Genomic DNA, 25,591 nt, shown 5'->3' with positions numbered 1-25,591 from the left:
TCCTTTTCGGGTTTGGGCCGGGGGATTTTTTGTATGATATAATAAAAGCCACTCTTGTTTACAAGAAAGGAATAGAAAGCTATGTATACTTCCGAACAGGTCAAAGGTTACCTGACGCATACAGACGATATTGTCAGCAACGGAGCGATCCAATATTTTGCCGAAAGCTTCAACTATACCGAAGGCATCATGGAGCGCGTGCTGGACAAGCTCTCCGGCTCCCTCACGCCGGACCGGATTTATTTACACCTTGTTTCCTCTTTTCCGCAATCGGCCGAAACGGTATCCCGAATGGCCAAGCTGCTGACCAAAAACTCCCTCAAAGGCAACAGCCGCCTACATATTCAGCAAACGCTGCTAAGCAGCCCTCCTTCGCTGCTGGAGCAGGTGCTTGCCGAGCTGCAAAATCTGCAGGACGAGACCGGCGTGAAAGCCGAAGAACATATCCGCATCGGGCAGATGGAGCCTGAGCAGCTGCGCGAAACGCTGCAGCAAATGATCGAGGCCAGCCGGGGGCTGGATTACGATGATCTGGAATACGACTATCTCGATTATCTGGTTAACGTAGCCGTAAGCAAACAAGCGTTGACTCCCGAATACGTAATCGGCAAGCTTGAGCAAGCCGATCCGGAGGATACGGCCAATTATGAGTCGGTGTATTACACCCAAACAGCCGGGAAAATGAAGCTGGCTTCCGCCGTGCCGCTGCTCATCGACTATCTGGCCTCGACCAACGACTTGCTGGCAGAGCAGGCGTGTGACGCCTTGGTCCGCATCGGGTCAGAGGACGTCGTGAGCCGGCTCGCCGAACGTTATGCAAAGGAGCAGGACGATTATTTCAAGCTGTATGCCGCCGACTGCCTAGGGCGCATAAGCGACCCTGCCGCTGAATCCGCCGTTCTTTCCCTCCTTCAGAAGGAACGGAATTTAACGCATGCCACTAAGCTGGCGGCCAGCCTGTGCTTTATGGGCTCCAAGCAAAGCATCCCTGTCATAGTCAAATTGATAGAAGCCGGCTATGACGACGATTATCTGGATTTAAGGGAACCGCTTTACCTGAACTGTGTCATGAATGAAGTGGAATTGCCTCAGCTGGTGGAATGGAGAAAGTCTTTCCTGTAACCCCCCCTTTGAGGATCCGGATCGGATCAACTGTTAATGGGAACCGACTGTGAGTAGACCTGGCTTATTCTTCCTAAAACCTCTGCAAGCTTGTTGCTTGCAGAGGTTTTCTTTTTCGATATAAGGGCCGTCCGACGATAAGAATAAGTTATATTTACGTTATTTTATCTGACAAGCGGAGAACAACTCTAACTAAATCCCTACTAATAAATGTAATTTTACAGACTTAAAAATAATCCAATCACCCTTTGTTGTTAAAAACATTTACATTGCCGTCACTTTTTTATAAGGTAATTACAAGAAATGATGAAAACGAAGGAGTGGAAATTATGGCCGGGTTAACCGAGGAACAGAAGGTTCAGATCGTCCGCTGTCTTACCCGTCATTTTCAAGCTTATTCCGTTGTCCTGTTCGGTTCCGCAGCCAATCAGTCGCTTTGGAAGGACAGCAATGTCAATGTTGCTTATTTATCCGACTCCTCGCTTTCATCCGAAGCCCATGCACAGGCCGTCCGGGAACTATCCCTTTTTCTGGACAGAGAGGTCATGATCGTCGATTTCAACGAGGCATTGCCTGCCCACAAGGCTCAAATCGTCAGCAGCGGCGTGCTGCTTTATGACCGGAAACCTGTGACCCGGCAGTATGTATTCAAACGGGCGCTGAAAGAGTATGTTCTGCACAACTCGACATGAGAGTTCCGATAGGGCCAGATCGGCAGTCCCTATCACAAAGTCCAATTATTCATAACCTCTTCCTATACCCTCCAACGATATCCCTCAAACCTTGAACCTTGAACCGGTGCCAGCCGGAGTTCAAGGTTTATTTTTTTCAAACCGCAGCGCTGTCGGACAAATCCCGGGGCAGCAGTCGCTCAGCCGATCGGTCATCTGATACCGGAAGCAGCAGGTTTTGCGGATTCTTTGGATCCTTGCCGGTTGGGCTCCCCCCTCTTCCGCGGCAGCGTATGCAGGGTCAATAGAAGATACCTGATCCTTCAAACCATAAAACTGGGCAAGCGGGTTTCTGCGTTCACCAAACAGCTCCGGACCAGCCTCTTCTATCAAATATCGATAATCGCTTAATATTCGCTGGCGGTTCTCAAGGGTAACTTCCTTGAACATCCGGTCCTCATATAACACGTAGACATAGATGGCCGTATTTTCCCATAAAATGCTTCGCGAAAGCCCGGCAGCTTTGGAAATCGATGCCCACACAGGCGCAAGATGTTCGGCAAACAGGCCGCGGATGACCTGATCCCGCCACGCCTCCCGGCTTTGCTCCGGGCTCACCTCCCCTAATCGGGGTTCCTCCCGCCAAATGTCTGCCGCAAATGGTTCTATCCGCAGATTCGGAATCCAGCTGCTCTTCACCTGGGCCGACTCCACATGACTGCTGGAAATGTCCACACGGATGGACTTATTAAACATACTCATCGCGTAAAGGGCGGCGGATACGATCAGAAACGCATACCGTTTGGCAAACAGGGAAGCGGTCACCCTGAGCGGAGCGGATTGATAGTGGTCGCTGACCCGCCGCAAATAGGAAACACATGGTTCGGCATCCAGCAAAGCAGAGGATGAAATGCTGTAGTCCAGATTCGCGGAGGGGATCTCCGTTATTCTGAGCTGGCCGGTCAGATAAGCCCATTCTTTTTCAGTGAAGCCGAATTGTTTATGATCGGGTCGCATGGCCCTTCTCTCCCTTCGTTCCGTTCAAGATGTCCTGTTCTTAAATAACAGATATAGAAAAAATGGGGCTCCAACGGCCGCCGTAAAAATCCCTGCCGGCACATCAACCGGATAAAATGCTGTACGCGCCACCAAATCCGCCGTATAAACCAGCATGCCTCCCACTATGGCAGACGTTATCATCAGCGGACGCATCGATCTTCCAATCAGCCGCCGCGCAATATGCGGAGCAAGCAGACCCACAAATCCTATCGCTCCTCCCACCGCTACTGCGGTACCTGCAAGGATCACGCTGACCAGAAGCAGCACGGCCCGGTCCCTCTGCACCCTGACGCCCAGCCCTCCGGCCGCGTCATCCCCCATCTCCAGAATATTCAGGCTTTTGGAAAAATACAGGCCGACCGGCACACAAATCGCGGCCGCGGCCAGCAGCAGGTACACCCCGTTCCAGGTTGCACCGTAGACGCTGCCTGTCATCCATACGTAGGCTTTTAAAGAGGTATAGCTCTGGCTCATCACCAGGACAAAGGTTGTTGCTCCGCTCATAGCCGCATTTATTCCAATGCCTATTAGAACAAGCCGTATCGGCGTCACTCCGCTTGACCAGGCCAATGTATAGATAAGGACGGCCGCCGCTAAAGCCCCGGCCACCGCTGCCGCCGATAGCCAGACGATGCTTGCATTTCCATAGGCCAGGAACAAAACGGCGGCCACCGCCGCTCCGCCCGTAATCCCGATCATATCGGGGGAAGCCAGCGGATTGCGGATAATCCCCTGCAAGATGGAGCCCGACATCCCCAGGCAAGCTCCTACAAGCACGGCCACGCAGGCTCTCGGCAACCGCAGGCTTTGCAGGATAAAATCGTATTCGCCCGTGCCTTGCCCCAGCCAGGTCCGGACGACCTCCAGCGGCGAAACGTACGTATCTCCCCAGCCTATGCTGATCAGCCAATAAAGAAAAAAAAGGATAACCGCCAAAACGGCCAGCCGCGGCGTCCGCAGTCCGGACGACAAGAAGGACAGTCCCCAGCTTCTGCCCTTTTCCGTCTTGAATAGGGATTTCATTTCCATGCCACTCCTTTCCGGGCGATATAAATAAAGAAAGGAACCCCGATCAAAGCCGTCAGCACCCCGATGGGCACTTCCTGCGGAGGAATCAGAAATCTGGATACAATATCGGCCGTTACCAGCAGCAAAGCCCCCAGAACCGCCGAATACGGAATGACCCATCGGTAATCGGTGCCGGTCACGGCTCTGGCCAGATGCGGAATGACTAGTCCAATAAAACCAACGGAACCGGCAACGGCTACGGAACCTCCCGCCAGCACTACCACGATAATTCCGATCAAGCATTTGACCAGCAGGGTCCGTTGGCCGAGCCCGGCCGCCACCTCATCTCCGGTGGCCAGGATGTTTACCGACTTGCCCATGTATAAAGAGAGCAGTCCGGCCGCAAGCATAAAAGGAAAAATTGGCCGCAGCAAGTCCAGGGACCGGCCGCTGACCGAACCGGCCATCCAAAACAGCACATTTTGCATCCCCGTCTCATTCAAGACCAAAATACCTTGCGTCAAAGACGTAAACAGCGCATGAATAGCGGCGCCGGCCAGCACAATTTTCAGCGGGGTCAGCCCCCTGCTTCCCATGGATCCGAGCAAATAGACCGCCACCGCCGATAAAGCCGCACCGATCATGGCCATCCACATCAGAGAGGTCATGGACGACATGGACATATAAACCGACCCCAGCACCACAAAAGATACAGCCCCGGCATTAATGCCGAAAGTGCTGGGCGAAGCCAGCGGATTCCGGGTAAGGGCCTGCATCAGCGCCCCCGCGACAGCGAGGCTGCCTCCCACTACCGAGGCGATTACGGCCCTTGGAATCCGTTCGGTTTGTATGACGACCTGCGTGAGATTCTCCGGGTTATAGTGCCAAAGATAGGAGAAGGCGTCTTCCGGCGAAATCGGGGTTTTGCCGAATAACACGCTGCAAATCACCGCCGCGGCCAGCAGCAGGATGCATCCGACAAGTCCGGTCAGTTTGGAAGAGGGATTTTTCAGCAATTGAAACATTCGTTACATCCTCCTGCAAGTCATTCTAGTCCTTCCGTCATATCCGTCCCTTAAAAAGGAAAGAGGAAGAGGGAAATTTCCCTCATTCCTCTCGCTTAACGCTGCTTATTTCACCAGGCCAAAAATGTCGTACAGCTCATCGAGCATTAAATTCGCACTGATATAACCGCCTGCAAGATTCCAGTACACTTCGTTCACTTGATAGATCTGCCCATTTTTATAGGAATCGAGATTTTTCCACAGCGGATGACTGGTCCACTCTTCGGCGTTTTTCTCGACAGCCGCCATATCCGTGCCGGAGTTGAATACAAACGTCACGTCCGCGTTCATATCCGGGATGCCTTCTTTGGAGGTTACTTTCACGCCCCATATATCCTGTGTATGCCCTGGCGGACGGGTAAAGCCGAGCTCTTCAAGAATTTTTCCCGCGTAGCCCATATAATAGATCCGCGCATGATCCGCCCGGAAATTCACGATCGAAGCCTTAATGGGAAGACGGTCCCCCATCTTGGCTTTGAAGTCGGCAACCCGAGTTTCCCAGTCCGACAAAAGGGAAGCTGCTTTATCCGGCTGATTCAAAACCTGTCCGGCCAAATTTAAAGTTTCCTTCCATTCGTACACCTCGTCAACCATGACGGTCGGCGCAATCTTGGAAAGCTGCGGATAAATCGCCTCGTTGCGCACCTTGGAGGCAAAAATGACGTCAGGTTTCAGCTTTTCGATTTCCTCCAGGTTGGGCTGGGTTTCAAGCCCCAAGGTAGGCACGCCTTCCAGGTCCTTTTTCAAATAATCATAAACCGGCTGTTCGCCGCTGGCTTCCACCATCCCGACCGGCTTCAGGCCGAAAGCGACTACAATATCGGTCGCCCCCTGATAAAGCGTAACGATCCGCTCGGGCGTGCCGGTGATCTGCGTCGTCCCCATCACATGCTCAATCGTGCGGGCAGCGGCCGTGGCCGGTTCTTCGCTTGCAGCAGAAACCTCCGTGCTGTTCGAAGCAGAAACCTCATTTGCAGCAGCCGCCGCTTCTCCCGCCGCATTATTAGACGTATTGCCGCATCCGGCCGCAAAAAGCACCAGCAACAGGATAACGCTCAAAACCGAAAACCTTTTGATTCTATTAGCCATATGTAACTCCCCCTATGTGACTTAAGTCATCCCCTTAATTGAGATTGATTATCATTGTTAATTATAAGGATCAAACGTATCGTGAACATAGACATTTACGACCACTGTTTGGACATATCCGACACGATCCAGCCCTTGTTTTTCCGGATTTCCGCTTCCCGTTTTTGTTTCTCAAGCGCTTTTTCTCCCCACTCTTTTGCGGAATCCGGTCTTAAGGCAAATACGCCGTCGTCATCCCCGACGATCAGATCGCCCGGCTGGACACTGACACCAAACAGGCTGACAGGGGTATTGACTTCCCCTTCGAGTCCAAGCGCTCTTGTGGTCAGCGCGCTGATTCCGCCAGAATAGACCGGAAAACGGAGCTCCGTTAATACCGCAACATCGGTAACGCAGCCGGACACGATAACGCCGGCAAGCTTTTTGTCCATGGCGGCAAACGTCCGCAGCTCTCCCCAGCAAGCACGGTGGCGGTCTCCGGAGGTATCAATGACAAGCACATCCCCTTCCTGCGCTTCCTCCAGCGCATAACGAACGGCGGAGGAATCCAGATGGGGAAGGTGAACCGTCACCGCATTGCCTACTAGGCGAATCGGGCGAAATAGGGGAACGGCCCCCTGCATGCAGCCGAAATCGGTAAAATGCCCCAGCGTGGAAGGACTGATCTCTTCGTACATGCGCAGCAGTTCAGGAGTAACCCCCTGCACCCTCGGATGAATATGAAACATGCCCCGGCTCCTTTCCAAAATAAAATTCAGCTGATTAGGATAGCTTTAAAGCCGAAGAAACAAACAATTCCTTTAATTTCCCCAGCAGCAGCCAATGAGAAAAAGCATTATAACAGGTATACAAATGGCGCTGGCCCATAACCTGCACGGCTCCCCGTTTAACGGCTCTCAGCTCCTTCCAGTCTTGGGACTGGAACAAAAGCATGCCCGTCTTCTGAATAGCAAGCTCCATATTAAAAGTGCCGTCATGCCGGTAACTGGTGATCAGAATCCGATCCGCATCATAATCCTTGAGATCCCGGACCGTCACTTCCTTGTAATGCCTGATTTGCTTGACTCCGTGCGGGGCTGCCATTTTCAGGTCTTCATACAGCACCGAACCGACATTTCGCATCCCGTACACGCACATCTTCTGGTCGCCGATGCCCAGAATCAGGACGGACTCCCCGCCTGCTGCCCGCTTTAACGCATCGCTTACCTGCATGGCCCGTTCTTCGTATCGCTCAAGCCATTCGGTTCCCTCCCGTTCGCGCCCCAAAATGCCGGCAATCGAAGTGAAGTGGTTCCGCCAATCGTCAAAAAAAGATAACGTAACCGTAGGGGCTATTTGCTCTACCATTTTATCTTTCTCCGATTTGTTAAAATCCCGGTATTCGCTGGTCAAGATCAGATCCGGCTTTGCATTCATCAATTTCTCCAAATCCGGCCGGAAGCGGCCGATCTGAATCGTATTGCGGAATTCGGAGGTGATCGGGTACGCTTCGTTAATGACCGCAGCATAAGGTTCTATGCCCAGGGCCACCAAATGTCCGGTCAGCAGGTGCTTCAGCGAAGCGATTTTGGTCGCTTGCCTGATGGACTGCACAAAGGCTTTAGGCGAATAACCCGTAGAAGCCTTGAATTTGCGGCTAAAATAAAACTCATCGCTAAACCCCGTGTTCTGCGCTATGTGCCTAAAGGAATCTCCCGAAAGCAGCAGTTCCTGCTTGGCATGCTGAATACGGATTAAAGTAAGATATTCCAATGGGCTTTTTCCCGTCATCTTTTTAAACAGGCGCGAGTAGTAATCGGGGCTCATGCCGGCCATTTCGGCCAACTTTTCCCGGGAAATTTCGGTCGAATAATGATTTTCTATATGATGGAGAGTCTGGGCCACCGCTTGCTGGACATCCGATTTCTGTTCCTGATGCAAGGATTTCATTAATAAAATCAAAAGTTCCTGAAACCGAATTTCCGCTTTCATCGCGTCCCAGGGAATCGCAGCTGTTCTGAGTTGCCTGATCTCCTGCACCATGCCCGTAACCGTGCAGAAAGGTTTGATTTCAAGCTCAGGCGGGAAACCAAGGTCTTCCACCACCTGAATGTCCCCGGCATCATCCGTGAACTTAAACCCCTGAAAACGAAGCACCTCATATTCGACCGGACGGCCATCTTCAAAAAACCATTTAACTACCGAACCGGATTTGGCATAAACAAGCTTCTTGGGCTGCAGGCGGAAGGGAATGCCGTCGATCCACAACTGTCCGTAGATTTCTTTAAATACATACAAGGTATGAAAAAGGCTAGTTTGGCTGCCGGATAACGGCCCCGTCTCTATTTGCTCAGCCTCCTGAAGTTTGTAGATATAAGGATAATTAGAGTCGCCGCCGTTTTGGCTTTGATCCTGCAGATGCATGGCTCCTATTTCCTTTCCTGTTCAAATGAGAATAATTCTCAAATTAATGAGAACTATTCTCATTATATTCCAATATTTTGAAAAGTAAATATGTCGCTGGCCAAATGCAGACACTCTGTCGGTCAAATTACAGGCTGTTGCTAATAAAAAAGAGAATCGAAAACCGGCTTACAATTTCGTTATTCTCAGAAAAGGATTAGGGATTTTTCCTTTCCCCGACGGCATGGCGCCGGGCACGCCCGACTGCTCCAGCAAAGGTTTGATGATCCGCTTCCAGGGCCAGCTTTCTTTTTCAAACATGGCCTGTTGAATTCCCTTGCGGACTTCGGCTTTGAAGGGGATCTGATCCATCGCTTGTTCAAAGTGTTCCTTCAGAATTTGCCATAAGAGAGTTTCCTCTACGTCCCAGCCTTTGACCAAAGTGTCGATAATCGCATACAAATTAACCTGAATACCTAAAGTCTGCAAATAAAAAAGCAGATCTTCAGGGGAATCGTTATATAAAGAATTGGAGAAGCCGGGTCTGATTTGGTAGTGGGGGTCGGGAATACCCTGTTCTTCCAGCCAGGGCAGATGCAAACGGACGGAGTCGTGATCGCGCAGCAGAATTCCCTGCAGGTAGCCGTCTCTCCATACCAAGATGGTGTTCTGCCCATGAATCTCAGGCATCAAACCGATTCGGAACAAGCGTAGGGCAATTTCGAAAAAGCAGCCGCAGACTTCGGCAAACAAGGCTTCCGCTGCAGCCCGGGTCTGCTCCATTCCCCTGGCCGTCATCCATTCGCCCCAGAACCCGGCGGCCAGGCCATCGTAAGGAACGGCAAGAGAGGACATTGGAATAAGCCGGGTATGCGGGTCGTCCGTCAGTTGCGGCGGATAAACACGCGCCATGGCCGCCAGGTGTCTCGGCGGATCATCGAACAGGCTTCCGTTCTCCGGCATATAAGCCCACCACTGGCCTTCCCGGCACAAATGAAGTTTTTCCCGAAGCACAGGGTCCCTTTCAAGTGCTTGGCGCAGCAAATGCTCCCCGCGGTCGCCATTGATCAGCTTTACTGCGGGCAGATAACGGGATGCGCCCAATGAGTGGGTAGCCAAAGGCAGCTTTACGTGCGGCAAACGGCTATCGGCAGGGAGCAAGGAACGGACCGAAGAAGTCGCCTTATAGACGCCGGCCTTCACTTTAAGCGGAACGATCTGCCGGGTTTCCATTTCCCTACGCAAATGCAGCGGGATCATATGCTCCAGCTGCCAGGGATGAACGGGAACGGCCACGTATTCCTTCTCGGAATCCAGCCCGAGCCGGGATAGGGCTTCCGTGATTTTTTGCCGATCGTTGGAAGTTAGCAAAACCTCGGCGGGCGTCAGGAAAGGCGAATCGGGTTGCCCGTTGCCGGATGGCAAGCGGAATCCGGTGCCCGTCATCATCAGCGATTGTTTCAACGCCACCCATTCCAGCGTGATCTCCTGATCAAATTCGGCCAAAAACCGCTTATAGTCTTCTTCCTCAATCCCCGCCTTTGCTTTGGACACCGGATGAAACGGCCGGTCCCGGACGGAAGCGTATTTTTCCAGCACATGAAAGAAGGAAGCCGGAGGCAGGGACAGCAGGGATTCGCTTGGACGCGCATGCTCAAGTGACCAGGCGATTTGCCGGATAGACAGATCAAGCAACTCCAGAAAACGTTCCGCCCCTCCCCTTTCCTCAGGCTGCAGGCAATGCGCAATGACGTGTTTCATAAAGGAGACAGGCTCAAGCCGGCCGATTCGCCCGGCAGTTTCCCCTGCCGCAGGTCCGGCTTCATAAACTCCGCTATAAGGCAGATAACGGTAAGGCTGAACGATGCTTTCACAAACGGCAAACAGAACCGCATGCCGCCTTTCCCTGTCCAGCCACCAGCAGCCAAGAATCAGGGAGGATTCGGGAATATCACGTTCGGCTGCGACACGCAGAGCCTCCTCCGCAAACGCCTGGCCATTTTCCCAGCCGCATACGAGCGCATTCCACTCCTCAATCGGAATGAAGCTCATGGCCTCTGGAGCGGGTAATCCCTCCGCCAGCAGGCCGTTCACCAAATCCAGCATGACCTGATTTTCAGCCTCGTCCCAAATCGGATTTCTCTCCTCCGGCTCCGACTTCAAGAAAAATCGAGGGTTATCGGTTTCGGACAACTTTGTATTCATGTTCGTTCCCCTTTTCGCAAGAATTTTTCCAATGCAATTTTTGCTACGGATTTTTCCTTAAAGGCCGGTCCTGTGTCAACACTCCGCCGTCCGCGTAATAAAATTCGGGATAAGGATGGGTTAAAAAATCATGATGGGAGATCGTCCAGCCGTAAGCACCCGCCATATGAAAACAGATGATGTCGCCAATCCTCAGCTTGTCCACGTAAACGTCCCGTGCCAGCACATCTTTGGGCGTGCAAAGCTCTCCGGCCAGCGTTACGCGGGATCCGGCGCATTCCGGCCTAGGAAACGGATATTTCCATTCCTCTACAGGGATCACCGTAAAAGGCTGATCATGCCCCCAGGAGACGGGCAGCCGAAAATGGTGCGTTCCTCCTCGTAAAATGGCGAACGTCTTGCCGTGGTTGCTTTTAAGCTCCACGACTTCGGCCGCATAAGCTCCGCTGTGGGCCACCAGATATCGTCCGGGCTCAAAGATCAGCTCCACATCCGGAATCGCTTCATGCTCGAGCACCTTGGCAAGCTCGTTTACAAAAAGCTCCCAGTCGAAAAGATCCTCCCGATCGGTATAAGAAACGCCGAAGCCTCCGCCCGCATCGAGGTATTTAATGTTCAGATCGTAGGTTTTCATCCAATCCTTGACGCATTTCAAATACATGCCCACCATTCTCGCGTGCAAATAAGCATCCGTATTATTGGAAACCGAATGCATATGAAAACCCTCCAGTTCCAGCTGAGGAAACTGCCGGATCAAGGAAACGGCCTCCTGCACCTGGATTTCGTCCACGCCGAATTGGGTAGCTCTGCCTCCCATCGATATGGAGGTCTCCGGAAGCGTCCGCCTCAAATTAACCCGCAGCAGAATGGGGACCCGCACCTGTCTGCGCTCCGCAATCCAAGCGATTCTTCTGATTTCGTGCAGGCTCTCCGCATGGATCCGGGTTACCTGATAATCCAGCGCCTCTTCAATCTCGTTATCCTTTTTTCCGGGTCCTCCGAAGAGGATGGGCACGTCCTCAGCAACCGACCGGATCGCCTTGATTTCCCCGATGGAGGCCGCTTCAAATCCCGCCACAATCGGGGCCAAAGCCGAAATAACCCTTGGGTCCGGATTGGCTTTCACGGCATAGAACAGCCGGCAAGCTTCGGGTAAAGTTTTTACGCAGGACAAGGTTTTGTCCCGGATCCCGTCCAGATCATAAAGGAAGGCGCAAAACGGATCGGATTTTTCGGGATGCCGGAGCATTTGCCCGATATAGCGGCTTATTTGCGTATCCTGGGTTAGAAGTTCGCTCATGTTTGTCCTCCCGTTTGCATCATATCCTGTGTCCTAGCAAGCTTTTGCTGTAAAGCGCGAAACGCGGTCCCGCGTTCGTCCCCCAGCACAAAAGCCTGCGCGCCTTGTTCCTGCCACAAGGCACAGTCCTCCTGACGACGCGGGATGGCGCAATAAGGCACGCCGTTCTGCCGCGCTGCATGCAGGACGCGTTTAAGCCCTTCGAGAACTTTGGGCGCATCGGTTTGCCAGGGAACCCCATACGAAGCGGATAAATCCGCCGCTCCCTCCAGCACCATGTCAATGCCCGGTACGCTTAAAATCTGCGGCGCGCGTTCCACTCCGGCAGCGCTTTCGATCATGGGGACAACCATGATTTGTTCGTTCGCTTTCTGCATATATTCGGCCAGGTCGTTTTTGCCGAATACGCCGGGCCTCCCGCTGTTCAGGCTCCGGCTCCCTTCGGGATAATACTTTACGGCGTCCGCCAGTGCCCGTACCTGCTCTTCATGCTCTATATGCGGAACCACAATTCCCTGGGCTCCGCTGTCAAGCACCTGCAAAATGACTTTTTTATTCGCTTCGGGTACTCGGACAAGCGGCGTAAAAGGAACGGTTTCCGCGGCACGAATCATATGCTCCAGCGTTTCCGGATTCACCGCGACATGCTCCATGTCGATAATGACGAAGTCAAAACCCGCGTGACCGACCAATTCCACCGTCAGGGCGGACGGAATGGAGGCAAATAAGCCAAAAGCGGATTCTCCGGCCAGCAGCTTCTGCTTCAGGCGGTTAACCGTCAGCATAACGGCTTCGGCTTCCTATGGGGATACAATGGATTGTCGCCATCACCGAAATGCAGCTCGGCATCGCCGAAAATCCGCCGTTTGGTCAGCTCTTCAATCCGGACCTCCCGAGCAAACAGATTAAACAGCTTAAACCTTGCCTGGTGCTGCGGATGCCTTTGCTGGTAACCATGAATAATCCGGGCGGTCATCTCCCAAAAACGGGATTCCGGCACCCCGTATCGTTCGTCCAGAAACATCGCTAACTCAGCCAGAGCTATAAAGAAAAAGGCGTCATACGTAAAATCCCTGACATCATCCGGATCGTTGGTTTGAATAAACGAATTCCGGTTGATCTTCGTATGGCTCTCCGGTTCGGGATGCAGCTCGGGCCGTTTGTCCGGCTTAGCCAAATGTGCAGGCGAGTACCGGACCCCGTCATGGAAATCCTTTAAGGCTATCCTGGCCGGATAACCGTTTTGATGAATCAGAAGGATATTTTGACCGTGCGATTCCATCCCGATCCCATGCGCGTACAGCATATGAATGACCGGAAGCACAGCCGCCTTCAGAACAGCCTCCAGCCAATTATCCATCCCGTACCGGTGAACCCATTCGTCAATAAGGGGAACCCCGTTCTTCTGCACATGGATCAGTCCGTTAAACGGAATCGCATCCTCTTGGGGCTGCAAATAACGGTGTACGCTTTCCCTGAACACCACTCCCAAAGTTCCGTAGCTTCGTTTCTTGAGATCGTCAGGCAGCTTATCCACATCATAGGCCACGCCCAGCACTTCCTTCAGGATGACGAAATTCAGCTCTTTGGCGTAGTCATCCTCTTCCAGCAAACCCTGAAGCCAATCGGCAATCCTTGTACTGTTGAGGACGGTATGCCCCGCCAAAATCCGGCTGGTGGACGTATTCGTGATGCTCAGCGGCAATTTGAGGGAATAATGACCGGGATTCGACGCGTTGCCAAGCGTCCGGATCGATTGCTGCGCACGGTATACGTCTTCCGATTCGCCCAGATAAACCAAACTATGATCCGTAAAATCCCGGTAAAAATGAGGCAAAATCACCCGCTCCCACTGCCAGGGATGAACCGGGATAAACCGGTAATCCTCCCAATCTTTCCCCTGCTCCGCTAGCCAGCTGCCAAACCGCTCGCAAGCCGACCGGCCGAGCTGTTCCTTCAGCAGGGACTCTCCGTCTATGGCAACGGATTCACTTATCTTGCTTTTTTCTTTGGTTACCGCAAGCCAAACCGGTTTCAGCTCCTGCTTGAATTCAGGACCGTATTTCCAGTTATCGGCAAGGGTAAAGCCGATCCTTGATTTATAGGAGGGATGGTAGGGATGCCCGTCCAGCAAAGAACCTTCAAGTTCGTCATAGCCGAGCAAAGGCCCGCTCAGCGTGTCGGGAATGGAGCTTCCGTGAGCCTGCAGGTCTTTGAGCAGCGTCTGCTCCAGCTCTTCTGCAAACCTGGCGGCAAACGGCCCGCCTGTTCGCATCAGCACTTCCTGTAAAAAATCGCCCAGCCGTGCTTCCGATTCCTCTTCTCCGGGGCCCACCCGGACGACGGGGTATTTGGCGCTGAGCCGAATCCGTCCAAAACTCTTCATTTTCCTTCCGGCAGACCGGTAGCTTACCGCTGCTCCCTGCTCCGAAACCCCTGCCAGCAAAAAGATAAGCTCGCCGGAATGCCCGTCATGCGGTTCGGATGCATAAGGCAGGATTTTCTCGTACAAAAGGGCTTGAATCAATTGTCTCAGCATCCGCTGCTCCACCTTGCGGCCTGTCCCGGATTCAAGGGCACGCAGCAGGTAAGCGGCTGCGGTGGCTCCACCTTCCCCGTACATCCCCTGCCCGCCCCGGCCGGCAGGACTTGCTTCGTTCCCTTTTCCTTTCGGATCCACCATTGAGTTAATCAACGACATACTGCACCTCTCTCGATTTTATTGGATTCGGGATAGAGATAAAGTCGGGCACTTCTCCTTTGGAGCGAAAACAGCTGATGAAATTGGCCTTCGCAGGCAGGGTATCCCTGTCCAGAAGATCCTGCAGATAGACTTCTAAAGCGGGACCTGCTTCCTGCCGTTCATCCGTCAGCTTCCGCCGAACAGCGTTCCAGTAGCTTTGCTCCTCCTGTCCGTCCGATACCGCCAGCGCATGGATCAAGCTGCCCATATGGTTTACGAAAAAATAATACAAAGTCCTCAGCCAGGCCTGCTCCCTTTCATAGAGCACCGGGCTTTGCGGCGGCACCAGTTCGGAAATCCAGCCCTGCTCCTCGGCCTTTTCCCGAATCACGCTTACCCCCTCCAAATCCCGTACGTAATACCGGACGGGCAGCCCCCGGCTCAGCGTGATCAGCGAGTTTTGGGCATGCGCTTCAAAGCTGACGCCGCCATCGGCAAGCAGCCGCAGCAGCGGCATCATGGCAACCTCCAGATAAGCATTCAGCCAATGGAGCAAATTCGGCAGGGGATGCCCGCTTTCGGCGCAAGACTGCTTTATGGCCTGAACAAGCCTCGGCTTGTCCCGGCCCGGCTCGCACTCCAGCAGGGAAGCAATCACGAAAGTTTGCTCGGACGCAACGTCCATCGGCCTATAGATGACCGTAAAGCTTGGGGCCAACGCAGCCATTTCTTCCAGTGCTTCGGCAAGACCTTTTTCCTGAGCCTCCGCCCCCGCTTCGGATTCTGCCGGGCGGCGTAAGCAGTCCCGCTGATTCCCCTTCGCATTCAAAGTCGTAAATCCCGTTTCCGTAAGAATAGTTAATCCGCAGGTCTCCCCTCGCTCCTTCAGCCGTTGAAGAATTTTTGCGGCATCCAGGGTCCGGACGCACTGCTCGTAAGTATTGTCGCGGACGAGATTGGTGATCCGCACATGTAAAGGCAGCTTGTACCCCTTTCCGGACAAAGGATCCCATACGGTTCGCACCGATGAAGTCGGATAGAATTCAGGCCCCAGCTGCCCCAGGTCGATCAGAAGTCCTTCTTTCTGCAGGACAAGGGCAAATCGCCGGGAAAGCAAATACCGGGCTTGCCACGGATGGACAGGCAAAATCCGATAACGCTCCTCCTTCTCGCCGTAGTCTCTGTGGAAAATTTCCAGCACTTCTCGGTCTACGGCCGCCGAGGCCTGCTCCGCGCCGAGCCACCGCTCTATAAGAAGCTCCTTAGCCACCGCAAAGTAGTTCAGCTTGAAGGAACACTTCAGCTCCGGGCTGTACAGAGCCGTTTCGGTATCGTCAAACCCCTCCGTGCTTTTCGGAAAAGGATGAAACGGATGGCCCGCATACAGGGACTGCTCGGACCGCAGAAAATGAAATCCGGCTCCCTCCTCCGGTCCGCTCCGGAATACCTGTTCGGCGTAAAGGCTCATTTTGGCCAAACTGTTATGGATCCTTGTTCTCATCCGTTCCTTCTCTTTCATCCGGATGTCCGGCCCTGCATATTCCTGCAGCTCATTTAGAATCAGTTCAATCATCGATTCCAGGTCATGCGCGATAACGGAGTCCTGTCCACGCCGTTCAAACCACTCCTGGCCGTAGCGATGCTGTCCGGTCGCGGAATAATGGGAAAGCTGCCCTTCCAGGCTGCGCCGCAAACGCGGGAACGATATCTTTACCGGAATCATTTCCGCAGCCGGCAAGGTTTCGTCTTGTTCTCCTAAAATCAGCTGGCCGTGTTCCCTAAGGTAACTGTTCAACAAAGCACGTAAAGTTTGGTGTTTCGACCATGCCGAACTTCTCGTTCGGGAATCCGTGCCGGCGGAAACTTTGGCGGATGAAGTCAACATATATAATCAAGCCCTCCTGCTCTGTTCAAGTTTGGAGCCCGTCCATACGGCTGTGCTCCGGTTCATATATACAGCGGCGGGAATCCCCAGCAGCATCACGGCCCCCAGCAAATAAAATCCTTCCTTGATGGCATGCAGCATACTCAGCTGGGCCGTATAGCCGGACAGCTCATAATGCGACAGCCTTATTTGATAAAACATGGAGATAAACACCATGCCCAGGGAAGAAGTCAACCTGCGGACCACGTTATTCATCGCGGCGCCTTGACTGACGAGATGATCCGGAATGGCATTCAGCCCCGCCGTAGTAGCCGGCATATTGGACAGGCCTAGTCCGATGCCGCGGAGCATCATCAGCAGAAAAACCGTCCATACCGGGGAGTGCAGCGCAAGCAGCCCTAACAGGAAGGTCGTCATGCCGGTGAGAACCAGCCCGCCGGTGATTATCCCTTTTGGACCGTGGCGGTCCAATCGTTTGCCCGCCATGGAGACAAACCAGCCCGAGAAAATCGCCGAAGGCAAAAAGACAAGCCCGGTCAGGATCGACCCGTAGCCGTAGACGTTCTGGATCAGCAGGGGAATCAGAAAAATGGTCCCGAACATGCCGATCGCGTGCAGGCTGGCCACGGCTACGCTTAAGGCATACGTTCGAACTTTGAAAATGCTCACCTGCAAAAGCGGTTCTTTTCCTTTAAGCTCAATACGGATAAACAGGAGCAGACAACCAAGTCCGGCGCACAACAGCCCGAGGTAAGCAGGATGAAGAAGCGCGGAAACGGAGTTCATTCTGCTAAGCGCAAACAACAGGCAGCCGATCCCCAAGGTGACGGCGACGAATCCCTTCCAGTCAAACGACCGGCCGGGATTGCCGGGCTGCGGCTGAATCGAGAAGAAGCCGAACAGCAGGCCGATCATTCCGGTAGGAACATTCATCAGGAATAAAACCTGCCAATGACTTATTTCGATCACGATCCCCCCGACCGTAGGGCCGATCATGGGGGCAACCATGATGGCGATTCCCCAAATTCCCGTTATGCGTCCTCTTTCCTGCTTCGGAAACACATCAAACATCATGGCCAGCGACAAGGGGATCATCAAACCGCCGGCTACCCCCTGCATCCCCCGGAACAGGATCACCTGACCGATCGTTTGCGCCAGCGACCCCAGCAAAGACCCGATCATAAAAAGGGCCAGTCCGGTCAAATACACGGGTTTCTTTCCGAATCGTTCACCCAAATAACCGGTAGCAGGCATGGTCATCCCCATGGCGATCAGAAAAATGGTGACGATCCAGCCCGCCGACGCGGCCGTAGTATCAAACTCTTTCATAAAAACCGGAACGGCCGGATTCACCGAGCTGTTGTTCAGCAGGACGGTGAAGGTTCCCAGCATGACGGTAATGACGACCACCCAGCCGTCCGATATTTGCCCGAACCTGACCGTTTTCCTCATGTTTGCCGGTTATCCGTCACGCTGGAATCCACCAGGCAGGCGTTCTGCACCGCTTCGGCGAAAATATCGCAGATCTCGTCAATCTGCGGTTCGGTCACGATAAGCGGCGGCAGAAACCGCATGACTGCGGAATGCCTTCCGCCGACTTCGAGAATCAGGCCGCGCTTCAAGCACTCCCGCTGAATTTGGCTGGCCCGTTTAGGGTCGGCCGGATAATGCCCCAATGAATCCGGTTTTGCCTGATCGTCCACGATTTCCACGCCGATCATCAAACCTTTTCCTCTTACCTCGCCGATGCAGGAATAGGACTCTTTTAATTCGCCTAGCCGGTTCATGAACCGGCTGCCGCTTTGCTCGGCCTGAGCGGGAATATTGTGCTCTTTGATATATTTAAGCGTAGCAAGCCCGGCCGCCATGGCCATTTGATTTCCCCGGAACGTTCCGATATGCGCGCCCGGATTCCAGACGTCGAGAGATTCGTCGTAGATAACGACCGATAGAGGCAGACCTCCGCCGATCGCTTTCGACAAGACCAGTACGTCGGGAATAATGCCGGCATGCTCGAAGGCGAATAGTTTTCCGGTCCGTCCGATGCCGGTCTGAACCTCGTCGATGATCAGCGGGATATGGCGCTCTCTGGTGATCCGCCGCATTTCCCGAATCCACTCCACGGGGGCCGGAATGGAGCCTCCCTCTCCCTGTACAACCTCGAATATCATTGCGCAGGGATCAATGATCCCGCTTTCCGGATCCTTTAACAAATGTTCGATGTAGTGGCTGCTGATCTGATGCGTACGGTCTCCCCCGACTCCAAACGGGCACCTGTAGGCATAGGGATAAGGCATGAAATGGACGTCCGGGATAAGGCCATGAATCTTTTGCTTCTGGCCCAAGGTTCCGCTTAAACTCATTGCCGCATGGGTCGACCCGTGATATCCTCCCTGAAAAGATAAAATGCTCCGCCGGCCGGTAGCCGTCTTCACCAGCTTGATGGCCGCTTCTATAGCGTCGCCGCCCGTAGGACCGCAAAACTGGATTTTGGCCCTGGAAGCAAACTCCGGGGGCAAACTCGAAAACAGCTCGTCCACAAACTGTTCCTTAAGCGGCGTTGTCAGATCAAGCGTATGCAGCGGCCGGCGTTGAAGCAGCAATTCTTGCATGGCCTCAATAACGACCGGATGATTATGACCGAGAGCCAAAGTGCCTGCGCCCGAGAGGCAATCATAATACGTTTTGCCGTCCATATCTTTAACGTGGATGCCCTCGGCTTCTGAAATAACAATAGGAATTCGTCTTGGATAGGAACGGGCATTGGATTCCCGCAAGGCTTGACTTGCTAAATAATCCTCATTTTTAGACTTCGTGACCGTATTCGCTTCTATCAAAACCATCCCCCCATTGATATTGATAATCATTTTCAATTAAGACAACTCAATTATAAGATTTTGAAGTTAGGATGCCATGGAGAAATACGTCCTGTTTTTGGACAAATACTCAAAATTTGCAAGAAAAAAAGACCGGGTTTCCCCGGCCTTTCTCCGATACCTTCACATCAACGGTTCAGCAGCGAACCTACATAACGAAGCAGTTCGTTCGCGGAAACCGTGGAATAACCGTGTTCGTCGACCAGACGTTTGATGACCTCGTTAATCCGTTTAAGCTGCGTCTCATCCGGCGTTTTGGTCGAAGTCGTGATCTTGACGATGTCTTTCAGGTCGGCGAACAGCTTTTTCTCGATGGCTTCGCGCAGACGGTCGTGGTGATGGTATTCGAATTTTCTGTTTTTTCTGGAATAGGTGGAGATGCGGATCATGATTTCTTCGCGAAAAGCTTTTTTGGCATTTTCGGAAATGCCGATCTGCTCCTCGATGGAACGCATCAGGCGTTCATCCGGATCAAGCTCCTCATCGGTCAGCGGATCGCGGATTTTGGCCCAGCTGCAGAAAGCCTCGATGTTATCCAGGTAATTTTCGAACAGCGTTTTGGCTGACTCCTCAAAGGAATAAACAAACGCTTTTTGGATTTCTTTTTTAGCCAGCTCGTCGTATTCCTTGCGCGCGATCGATATAAAGTTCAAATAACGCTCGCGTTCTTCTTTAGTAATGGAAGCATGCTGGTCGAGGCCGTCCTTGATTGCCCGCAAAATATCGAGCGCATTGATCGAATCCAAATTTTGTTTAATCAGCGCGCTGGAAATCCGGTTGATGACATACCGCGGATCGACGCCGGACATGCCTTCATCCAAATATTCGTTCTGCAGCTCCTTCAAATCGGCTTCCTTGAAGCCTTCCAGTTCTTCACCGTCGTACAGGCGCATTTTCTTATACAGATCGATGCCCTGCTTTTTGCTATCCTTCAGACGGGTCAGGATCGAGAAGGTAGCTGCCGCTCTAAGCGCGTGCGGAGCAATATGAATATGTTTCATATCGCTCTGCGAGATGAGCTTGGCGTAGATTTTTTCCTCTTCGGACACCTTAAGGTTATAAGGAATCGGCATGACAATCATCCGCGATTGCAGTGCCTCGTTCTTTTTATTCGCAATAAACGTTTTGTACTCCGCTTCATTCGTATGGGCAATGATCAGCTCATCCGCGCTAATCAGCGCAAACCGGCCCGCTTTGAAATTGCCCTCCTGGGTCAGCGAAAGCAAATTCCAAAGGAACTTCTCGTCGCATTTCAACATTTCCTGGAATTCCATCAGGCCGCGGTTCGCTTTGTTGAGTTCGCCGTCAAACCGGTAGGCGCGCGGATCGGATTCCGAGCCGTATTCGGTAATCGTCGAAAAGTCGATGCTGCCCGTCAAATCGGCAATATCCTGGGATTTGGGATCCGATGGGCTAAATGTACCGATGCCGACCCGGGCGGATTCGGACAAAATAACGCGTTCTACGCGAACTTTTTCAATGTCTCCGCCGTATTCCGTGTCGAGCTTCAACCGGCATACCGGGCAAAGTTCGCCTTCGATCCGGATCCCGAACTCCTTCTCGAATTCAGGACGCAGCTCGTGGGGAATCAGATGCAGCGGATCTTCGTGCATCGGGCAGCCTTCAATGGCATAAACCGCCCCTGCGTCCGTTTTCGAAAACTGCTCCAAACCGCGTTTGAGCAGCGTAACCAATGTTGATTTCCCGCCGCTGACCGGACCCATCAGCAAAAGAATCCGCTTGCGGACGTCCAGCCTTCTGGCCGCGGAATGGAAATATTCCTCTACCAGCTTTTCCAGCGGACGGTTAAGCCCATAAAGCTCCTGCTCAAAAAACTTATAGGTTTTGTGGCCCCCCTCTTCCTCAACCCCGTAAGAACGAATCATTTCATAAACCCGGGCATGCGCAGTCATAGCCGGTCTGGGATCTTTGCGCAAAAGTTCGATATATTCCTTAAACGTGCCGCTCCATGCTAATGAGTCGTGTTCTGCCCGATAGGCCGCTATTCGTTCGAAAATATCCATGATCGGTACCTCCTGTGCTCCGCTTTTAGTATTCGCATCCTTCCCGCCGCCCTTTAATAAGGTACTGCACTGAATCCATTTTGGAAAAAGATTATTACATAACTATGCGCCCGGCAGCGGGATTATTGCTGTTTTTTAAGCGGGCTTACGTTCATTTCATCCGAAAAAAAATAGCTTCCACGGCAGGTAATCCCTGAGCGCCGGAGGCGGCCTATGTTAAAATAGACAAGGATGATTTCAGGTCTTGGGAGCCAAGCAAATTAGAAGGCATGAATATAAGACAAAGGCAAAGGCCAAGCCCAAACTGGAACCGACAAGCAAGTAAAGGAGAAGCTGTATATGGCTGTCCAGCATGAAACGGAATTATACAAACCTTTAAAACAATATTTCGAGAAATTGGGTTATCTGGTGAAAAGCGAGGTCCGGCACTGCGATCTGGTTGGCATCCACCCCGGGCAGACCGAACCGCTGATTGTCGAAATCAAAAAAACGTTTAATCTCGCCCTGCTGCTGCAAGGACTGGAACGGCAGAAAATGACGCGCGAGGTTTATTTAGCGGTGGAACGAAACCGTGCCAAAAAAGGAGCCCACAACCAGCGGTGGAGCGATCTGAGCGCCTTGTGCCGGCGATTGGGCCTTGGACTGATGACGGTAACCTTTTATAAAACGAAATCTCCGTTCGTAGAGGTGCTCTGCACGCCGGCCAGCTATGAAACCGGCCGCCGGGCTTCCAAACTCCGCACCGGCAGGCTCATTAACGAATTTCATGAGCGTTCCGGCGACTATAACGTCGGGGGCAGCACCGGCCGAAAGCTGTATACCGCCTACAGGGAGAAAGCGCTGAAGGTAGCTGCTGCCGTTCAAGCGGGCGGCCAGATTTCGCCCAGAAAAGCCAAAGAACATTCCGGCGTTTCCGCAGCGGCGGCGATCATGCAGCACAATTATTACGGCTGGTTTCAAAGGGTAACCCGGGGAAGTTATGTTTTGACCGAGACCGGAACGGCGGCCCTCGCCGAATATGAGACGATGCTGCGAAACCTGGAGCGGGCGGAAGCGGCTCCGGGGCTGGAGGAAGTTTAGATCCTAAGGAATTGAGAAATCCGCAGAGGGATTGAAGCAGCTGATCAGGCTGCTCAGGGAGCGTCCTGATCCAGCCGGGCCGTGAAGGCGCCAAGGGCGGCCGCAACGCGGTCCAATCCGTCGGCGAGCTGGGCGATGCCGTAACCGGTATAGCTGAGCCGGATCAGCCGGTCGCTGCCGGCTGTCGGCTCGGCGAAGGCCAGCGGGCCGGGCAGGAACGCGGCGCCTTCGAGCAGGGCGGCACGGAGCAAAGCCGTGCAGCTAAGGCCTTCCGGCAGGCGCAGCCAGATATGGCGGGAGCCGGCGGCGATGAGGTCCGTCCCGTGCCAGGACGGACCGGCCAGCTTCGACAGCATCAGCCCGCGGCGCACGGCGTATTCCCGCCGCAGCCGGGTTTCAAAGGCGGCCGGCGAGAATCCGGCCGCGCCCTCGAGCAGGCGCAGCAGCACCTGCTCGTTTGGACCTGGCGCTGGCGCGGCGGCGGCAGCCTGCGCCAGCAGGTCCGCGCCGCTTGCGTTCGCGGCGCGGACCCACCCCAGCGGCGGGAGATGCGGCTCCATGCAGCCGACCTCCAAAACGCCGCCGGCCGCCCCGCGCTGGCGGTGCAGCGCTGCCGCAACCCCTGGCGCCTCCGCCTCGCGCCAGGGCAACCCCGGACCGTTCCACACCAGAACGGTCCATCCGCGACCCGCCGCTGCTTCCAGCAGCGCAGCGCTGCCGCCTGGATCGGCCCCGGCTACGCCCAGCCCCGAGCCGGGCGCCACCACCAGCAGCTTCGGCTCAGCGCCTGCGCCCGCTGCCTCCAGCACCTTGGCCGGGTCCCCGGCCGCGCCGCTGTCCACCTGCACCGCTGCGGCTCCGCTTCGCCGCAGCGCTTCCAGCAGTTCCGGGTCCGTCGGCCCCTCCACGAGCACCGCTCCGCCCTGATGAATCAGGCTCCGCAGCACCAGCTCCACCGCCTCCGTACCGCCGGCGGTCAGCACAACCGCCGGCTCCGCAGCGCTCCAGCCTTCCTCGTCCGCCCCTTTCGCCTGCTTTATCCCGCTTCCATCCCCCTCTGGTTGTTCCCCCGCCGGAGCTTCAGCCAAATGTCCTTTCCCCGTTTCCGTTTGCGCCGCCTTCATCAGCTGCTGGGGGATCCATTTGCGCAAACCTTCTTTTTCCCCCGATTCCTTCTTCCGTACCTTCCCGGCTTTTCCGTTCCCTTTCTCCGCCCGAGCTGCTTCCTCTAAGGCTTCAAACGGAACCAGACGGTCATCCGCCCGATCCCGCGCCAAATTGATCAGTCCGTCTTCGGCTTCCAGCTTCCGCATTTGCTGCTTCCAGCTTTCCCACTGGCCGGCTCCTGCTTGATCCATTCCGGTTTCCCCCTTATAAAGGACTTGCTCTGCATACCCGACGTTTCCTATTTTTGGATTGTACCGCCGGACAAACCGTTAGAGCAAGGCGGAAATGGCCTTTGAAACGCTATGAAAAGATTGTCATATTTTTGCGAAAGCATAGGCATCATGCTAGAATAGACCTGGAAAAAAACTAATAGATTTAAGAGGTGATAGAATGCCATACGCTGCGGAGCCAGTTTCCACATCTCCTACGCCGCGCAACCAGAGAAAGCGGGGACCGTCCGTAAAAGTTTTTTTAGCCGTATGGATTTTGCTTATAGGAGCCGGAGTTGCAGCCACCGTGTTGTACAGCAATCATATGAAAAAGCAAATGATTGAAGAGCTTGACGCCAAATGGCAAAATCAGATGTCTCAAATGCAGGCCGATTACCAGGCCCGGCTGAAAACCCTGAACGGAGAAGTCACCGATCTGCAAACCAAAGTGGAAGCCTTTAATGAGCTCCTTACTTTTACCAAAGATAACGCCAGCAGCAAAACGGATAACAGCAACCAGCTTTACACGCAGTTAAACGAAGTGAAAAAGCAGCTGAGCGATCTGCAGAAAAAGATGGATTTGCTCAAATGAACATACGGGTTAAACACGTGAACCGTTTCTTCCTGCTGGCCACCGCGCCCTTCTTTGGTTTGCTGCTGACGCTTTGGATCAGCAGCCATTCCCTGGACTGGAACGCCGGGCAGTCTTTTCTCGAAAACAAAAAAGAGGATACGGAGATTGTCGAACGGACGCAGAAAATAGCGGCGGGGTTATCGCAAGCCGAGGAAACCGCCCATTATACGGTATCTACCATCAAAAAAACGGCAAACTTGTACACGCAAACCACAAAAGCGATGAACGATATCGTAACGACGACAAAAGCGCAAGCCGCCCGTCCGGAAACGATCTATAATAAACGAATCGTCTCCCGGCTGGGTGTTCCTTTCCAGGCCGTGCAGTCCGACCGCATCCGCATCGAGCTCTTTAAGCTGAATTCAGGCACCTATAGAGGATATGCGATGAAAGTGAAGCTCAAGGACCCTTCAGCCATGAAAATGGTGCTCGGCAACGATTCGCTTGGCAGCGCGGAAACGACCCTGCATGCGGTAAGCCGCTATGGCGCCATTGCCGGCATTAATGCTGGCGGTTTTGCCGATGCTGGCGGACGCCGCTATCCGCTGAGCACGACGGTTATGAACGGTAAATATTTGACCGGCTTTGAGCCGACCTTCAAGGATTTGGCCTTTGTTGGCTTGAACCGCTCGGGCAAGCTGATTGGAGGCAAATTTTATTCCCAGCAGCAGCTGGATCAGCTGCAGCCTTCGTTCGGCGCTTCCTTTGTCCCGGTATTGCTGAAAAATGGCGTACGGACGCCGATTCCGGACAAGTGGAAAACTTCCCCTTACCGCGCCCCCCGGACCGTGATCGGCAGCTATAAAGACGACCAGCTGCTAATTATCGTCGTTGACGGCTACAACGAAAGCGGAACTTCGGGAGCTACGCTTGAGGAACTGCAGAACAAGCTGATCAACCTTGGCGTCAAAGACGCCTACAATCTGGATGGAGGAGGCTCATCCTCCCTGATTTTTGACGGAAAGGTCATTAATAACCCTTCCGACAAAGCGCTTCGTCCAGTCCCTACGCACTTTTTATTTTTTGAATAATAGACTTAAAAGAAGTTGTCCTTGTTTCTCCATAAACAAAAAAAACAAGCGTCTCCTTCCCCAAGGAGGCGCTTGTTGCCTGTTGACTTAAACCCTATAGCT

20 protein-coding genes are annotated in these 25,591 nt (G+C 53.5%); 5 read left to right on the top strand and 15 right to left on the bottom strand.

The features are described from left to right. The first annotated feature begins 81 nt into the window (after positions 1–81). The gene (locus tag AC3ZPD_RS19460; RefSeq protein ID WP_490985934.1) at positions 82–1,122 is read left to right on the top strand and encodes a HEAT repeat domain-containing protein; all 1,041 of its coding nucleotides are present in this window, start codon (positions 82–84) and stop codon (positions 1,120–1,122) included. A gap of 329 nt (positions 1,123–1,451) precedes the next feature. Continuing rightward, positions 1,452–1,814, top strand: coding sequence for a nucleotidyltransferase domain-containing protein (locus tag AC3ZPD_RS19455; protein WP_490985933.1), 363 nt, complete (start codon positions 1,452–1,454; stop codon positions 1,812–1,814). Positions 1,815–1,934: 120 nt separating this feature from the next. Here AC3ZPD_RS19455 and AC3ZPD_RS19450 read toward each other — a convergent pair whose 3' ends face one another. The 14 genes from AC3ZPD_RS19450 to AC3ZPD_RS19385 all read right to left on the bottom strand — a co-directional run bounded on the left by AC3ZPD_RS19450 (position 1,935) and on the right by AC3ZPD_RS19385 (position 21,368). Then, positions 1,935–2,810, bottom strand: coding sequence for an IucA/IucC family C-terminal-domain containing protein (locus AC3ZPD_RS19450; protein WP_490985932.1), 876 nt, complete (start codon positions 2,808–2,810; stop codon positions 1,935–1,937). 24 nt (positions 2,811–2,834) lie between these two features. Then, positions 2,835–3,875, bottom strand: coding sequence for a FecCD family ABC transporter permease (locus AC3ZPD_RS19445; RefSeq protein ID WP_490985931.1), 1,041 nt, complete (start codon positions 3,873–3,875; stop codon positions 2,835–2,837). Then, the gene (locus tag AC3ZPD_RS19440) at positions 3,872–4,885 is read right to left on the bottom strand and encodes a FecCD family ABC transporter permease (RefSeq protein WP_490985930.1); all 1,014 of its coding nucleotides are present in this window, start codon (positions 4,883–4,885) and stop codon (positions 3,872–3,874) included. Before AC3ZPD_RS19440 ends, AC3ZPD_RS19445 begins: the two co-directional genes overlap by 4 nt. Before the next feature lie 105 nt (positions 4,886–4,990). Beyond that, positions 4,991–6,013 carry an ABC transporter substrate-binding protein gene (locus AC3ZPD_RS19435; RefSeq protein WP_490985929.1) on the bottom strand — a complete coding sequence of 341 codons (1,023 nt, stop codon included), beginning with the start codon at positions 6,011–6,013 and terminating at the stop codon, positions 4,991–4,993. Positions 6,014–6,108: 95 nt separating this feature from the next. Further along, the gene (locus AC3ZPD_RS19430) at positions 6,109–6,741 is read right to left on the bottom strand and encodes an RraA family protein (protein WP_490985928.1); all 633 of its coding nucleotides are present in this window, start codon (positions 6,739–6,741) and stop codon (positions 6,109–6,111) included. 34 nt (positions 6,742–6,775) lie between these two features. Continuing rightward, positions 6,776–8,416, bottom strand: coding sequence for a helix-turn-helix domain-containing protein (locus AC3ZPD_RS19425; protein ID WP_490985927.1), 1,641 nt, complete (start codon positions 8,414–8,416; stop codon positions 6,776–6,778). Positions 8,417–8,584: 168 nt separating this feature from the next. Continuing rightward, positions 8,585–10,600 (bottom strand): IucA/IucC family protein, encoded by a 2,016-nt coding sequence (locus tag AC3ZPD_RS19420; protein ID WP_490985926.1) that lies wholly within the window; start codon positions 10,598–10,600, stop codon positions 8,585–8,587. A gap of 43 nt (positions 10,601–10,643) precedes the next feature. Next, positions 10,644–11,900 carry a type III PLP-dependent enzyme gene (locus tag AC3ZPD_RS19415; protein WP_490985925.1) on the bottom strand — a complete coding sequence of 419 codons (1,257 nt, stop codon included), beginning with the start codon at positions 11,898–11,900 and terminating at the stop codon, positions 10,644–10,646. Continuing rightward, positions 11,897–12,685, bottom strand: coding sequence for an HpcH/HpaI aldolase family protein (locus tag AC3ZPD_RS19410; protein ID WP_490985924.1), 789 nt, complete (start codon positions 12,683–12,685; stop codon positions 11,897–11,899). The genes AC3ZPD_RS19415 and AC3ZPD_RS19410 overlap by 4 nt, the downstream gene beginning before the upstream one ends. Continuing rightward, positions 12,679–14,601 carry an IucA/IucC family protein gene (locus AC3ZPD_RS19405; RefSeq protein WP_490985923.1) on the bottom strand — a complete coding sequence of 641 codons (1,923 nt, stop codon included), beginning with the start codon at positions 14,599–14,601 and terminating at the stop codon, positions 12,679–12,681. Before AC3ZPD_RS19405 ends, AC3ZPD_RS19410 begins: the two co-directional genes overlap by 7 nt. Continuing rightward, on the bottom strand, positions 14,588–16,468 hold the full coding sequence (locus AC3ZPD_RS19400; RefSeq protein ID WP_490985922.1) for an IucA/IucC family protein: 1,881 nt from the start codon (positions 16,466–16,468) through the stop codon (positions 14,588–14,590). Before AC3ZPD_RS19400 ends, AC3ZPD_RS19405 begins: the two co-directional genes overlap by 14 nt. 6 nt (positions 16,469–16,474) lie before the next feature. After that, complete coding sequence (locus AC3ZPD_RS19395) at positions 16,475–17,920, bottom strand: MDR family MFS transporter (RefSeq protein WP_490985921.1); 1,446 nt, start codon at positions 17,918–17,920, stop codon at positions 16,475–16,477. After that, on the bottom strand, positions 17,917–19,311 hold the full coding sequence (locus AC3ZPD_RS19390) for an aspartate aminotransferase family protein (protein WP_490985920.1): 1,395 nt from the start codon (positions 19,309–19,311) through the stop codon (positions 17,917–17,919). Before AC3ZPD_RS19390 ends, AC3ZPD_RS19395 begins: the two co-directional genes overlap by 4 nt. 161 nt (positions 19,312–19,472) lie before the next feature. Next, on the bottom strand, positions 19,473–21,368 hold the full coding sequence (locus tag AC3ZPD_RS19385) for a PrkA family serine protein kinase (protein ID WP_490985919.1): 1,896 nt from the start codon (positions 21,366–21,368) through the stop codon (positions 19,473–19,475). Between the two features lie 339 nt (positions 21,369–21,707). Between AC3ZPD_RS19385 and AC3ZPD_RS19380 the strand changes: the two genes are divergently transcribed. After that, complete coding sequence (locus AC3ZPD_RS19380; protein WP_490985918.1) at positions 21,708–22,448, top strand: DUF2161 family putative PD-(D/E)XK-type phosphodiesterase; 741 nt, start codon at positions 21,708–21,710, stop codon at positions 22,446–22,448. A gap of 53 nt (positions 22,449–22,501) precedes the next feature. Here the strand turns inward: AC3ZPD_RS19380 and AC3ZPD_RS19375 are convergent, their stop codons facing one another. After that, complete coding sequence (locus AC3ZPD_RS19375; protein WP_490985917.1) at positions 22,502–23,806, bottom strand: aminotransferase-like domain-containing protein; 1,305 nt, start codon at positions 23,804–23,806, stop codon at positions 22,502–22,504. A gap of 199 nt (positions 23,807–24,005) precedes the next feature. Between AC3ZPD_RS19375 and AC3ZPD_RS19370 the strand changes: the two genes are divergently transcribed. Both AC3ZPD_RS19370 and AC3ZPD_RS19365 read left to right on the top strand, forming a co-directional pair. Continuing rightward, entirely contained in the window at positions 24,006–24,416 is a 411-nt protein-coding gene (locus AC3ZPD_RS19370; RefSeq protein ID WP_490985916.1) for a hypothetical protein, read from the top strand. After that, positions 24,413–25,489 carry a phosphodiester glycosidase family protein gene (locus tag AC3ZPD_RS19365; protein ID WP_490985915.1) on the top strand — a complete coding sequence of 359 codons (1,077 nt, stop codon included), beginning with the start codon at positions 24,413–24,415 and terminating at the stop codon, positions 25,487–25,489. Before AC3ZPD_RS19370 ends, AC3ZPD_RS19365 begins: the two co-directional genes overlap by 4 nt. The last annotated feature ends 102 nt before the right edge of the window (positions 25,490–25,591 follow it).

The organism is Paenibacillus mobilis (assembly GCF_058267595.1).
The sequence above is the reverse complement of the archived record's forward strand: the minus strand, read 5'-3'. Positions and strand labels throughout refer to the sequence as shown.

What these genes read in the sequence shown, in the direction of transcription:
- AC3ZPD_RS19460 (WP_490985934.1), top strand. Translation starts at nt 82, where the DNA reads ATGTATACTTCCGAACAGGTCAAAGGTTACCTGACGCATACAGACGAT.
- AC3ZPD_RS19455 (WP_490985933.1), top strand. Translation starts at nt 1,452, where the DNA reads ATGGCCGGGTTAACCGAGGAACAGAAGGTTCAGATCGTCCGCTGTCTT.
- AC3ZPD_RS19450 (WP_490985932.1), bottom strand. Translation starts at nt 2,810, where the DNA reads ATGCGACCCGATCATAAACAATTCGGCTTCACTGAAAAAGAATGGGCT.
- AC3ZPD_RS19445 (WP_490985931.1), bottom strand. Translation starts at nt 3,875, where the DNA reads ATGAAATCCCTATTCAAGACGGAAAAGGGCAGAAGCTGGGGACTGTCC.
- AC3ZPD_RS19440 (WP_490985930.1), bottom strand. Translation starts at nt 4,885, where the DNA reads ATGTTTCAATTGCTGAAAAATCCCTCTTCCAAACTGACCGGACTTGTC.
- AC3ZPD_RS19435 (WP_490985929.1), bottom strand. Translation starts at nt 6,013, where the DNA reads ATGGCTAATAGAATCAAAAGGTTTTCGGTTTTGAGCGTTATCCTGTTG.
- AC3ZPD_RS19430 (WP_490985928.1), bottom strand. Translation starts at nt 6,741, where the DNA reads ATGTTTCATATTCATCCGAGGGTGCAGGGGGTTACTCCTGAACTGCTG.
- AC3ZPD_RS19425 (WP_490985927.1), bottom strand. Translation starts at nt 8,416, where the DNA reads ATGCATCTGCAGGATCAAAGCCAAAACGGCGGCGACTCTAATTATCCT.
- AC3ZPD_RS19420 (WP_490985926.1), bottom strand. Translation starts at nt 10,600, where the DNA reads ATGAATACAAAGTTGTCCGAAACCGATAACCCTCGATTTTTCTTGAAG.
- AC3ZPD_RS19415 (WP_490985925.1), bottom strand. Translation starts at nt 11,900, where the DNA reads ATGAGCGAACTTCTAACCCAGGATACGCAAATAAGCCGCTATATCGGG.
- AC3ZPD_RS19410 (WP_490985924.1), bottom strand. Translation starts at nt 12,685, where the DNA reads ATGCTGACGGTTAACCGCCTGAAGCAGAAGCTGCTGGCCGGAGAATCC.
- AC3ZPD_RS19405 (WP_490985923.1), bottom strand. Translation starts at nt 14,601, where the DNA reads ATGTCGTTGATTAACTCAATGGTGGATCCGAAAGGAAAAGGGAACGAA.
- AC3ZPD_RS19400 (WP_490985922.1), bottom strand. Translation starts at nt 16,468, where the DNA reads ATGTTGACTTCATCCGCCAAAGTTTCCGCCGGCACGGATTCCCGAACG.
- AC3ZPD_RS19395 (WP_490985921.1), bottom strand. Translation starts at nt 17,920, where the DNA reads ATGAGGAAAACGGTCAGGTTCGGGCAAATATCGGACGGCTGGGTGGTC.
- AC3ZPD_RS19390 (WP_490985920.1), bottom strand. Translation starts at nt 19,311, where the DNA reads ATGGTTTTGATAGAAGCGAATACGGTCACGAAGTCTAAAAATGAGGAT.
- AC3ZPD_RS19385 (WP_490985919.1), bottom strand. Translation starts at nt 21,368, where the DNA reads ATGGATATTTTCGAACGAATAGCGGCCTATCGGGCAGAACACGACTCA.
- AC3ZPD_RS19380 (WP_490985918.1), top strand. Translation starts at nt 21,708, where the DNA reads ATGGCTGTCCAGCATGAAACGGAATTATACAAACCTTTAAAACAATAT.
- AC3ZPD_RS19375 (WP_490985917.1), bottom strand. Translation starts at nt 23,806, where the DNA reads ATGGATCAAGCAGGAGCCGGCCAGTGGGAAAGCTGGAAGCAGCAAATG.
- AC3ZPD_RS19370 (WP_490985916.1), top strand. Translation starts at nt 24,006, where the DNA reads ATGCCATACGCTGCGGAGCCAGTTTCCACATCTCCTACGCCGCGCAAC.
- AC3ZPD_RS19365 (WP_490985915.1), top strand. Translation starts at nt 24,413, where the DNA reads ATGAACATACGGGTTAAACACGTGAACCGTTTCTTCCTGCTGGCCACC.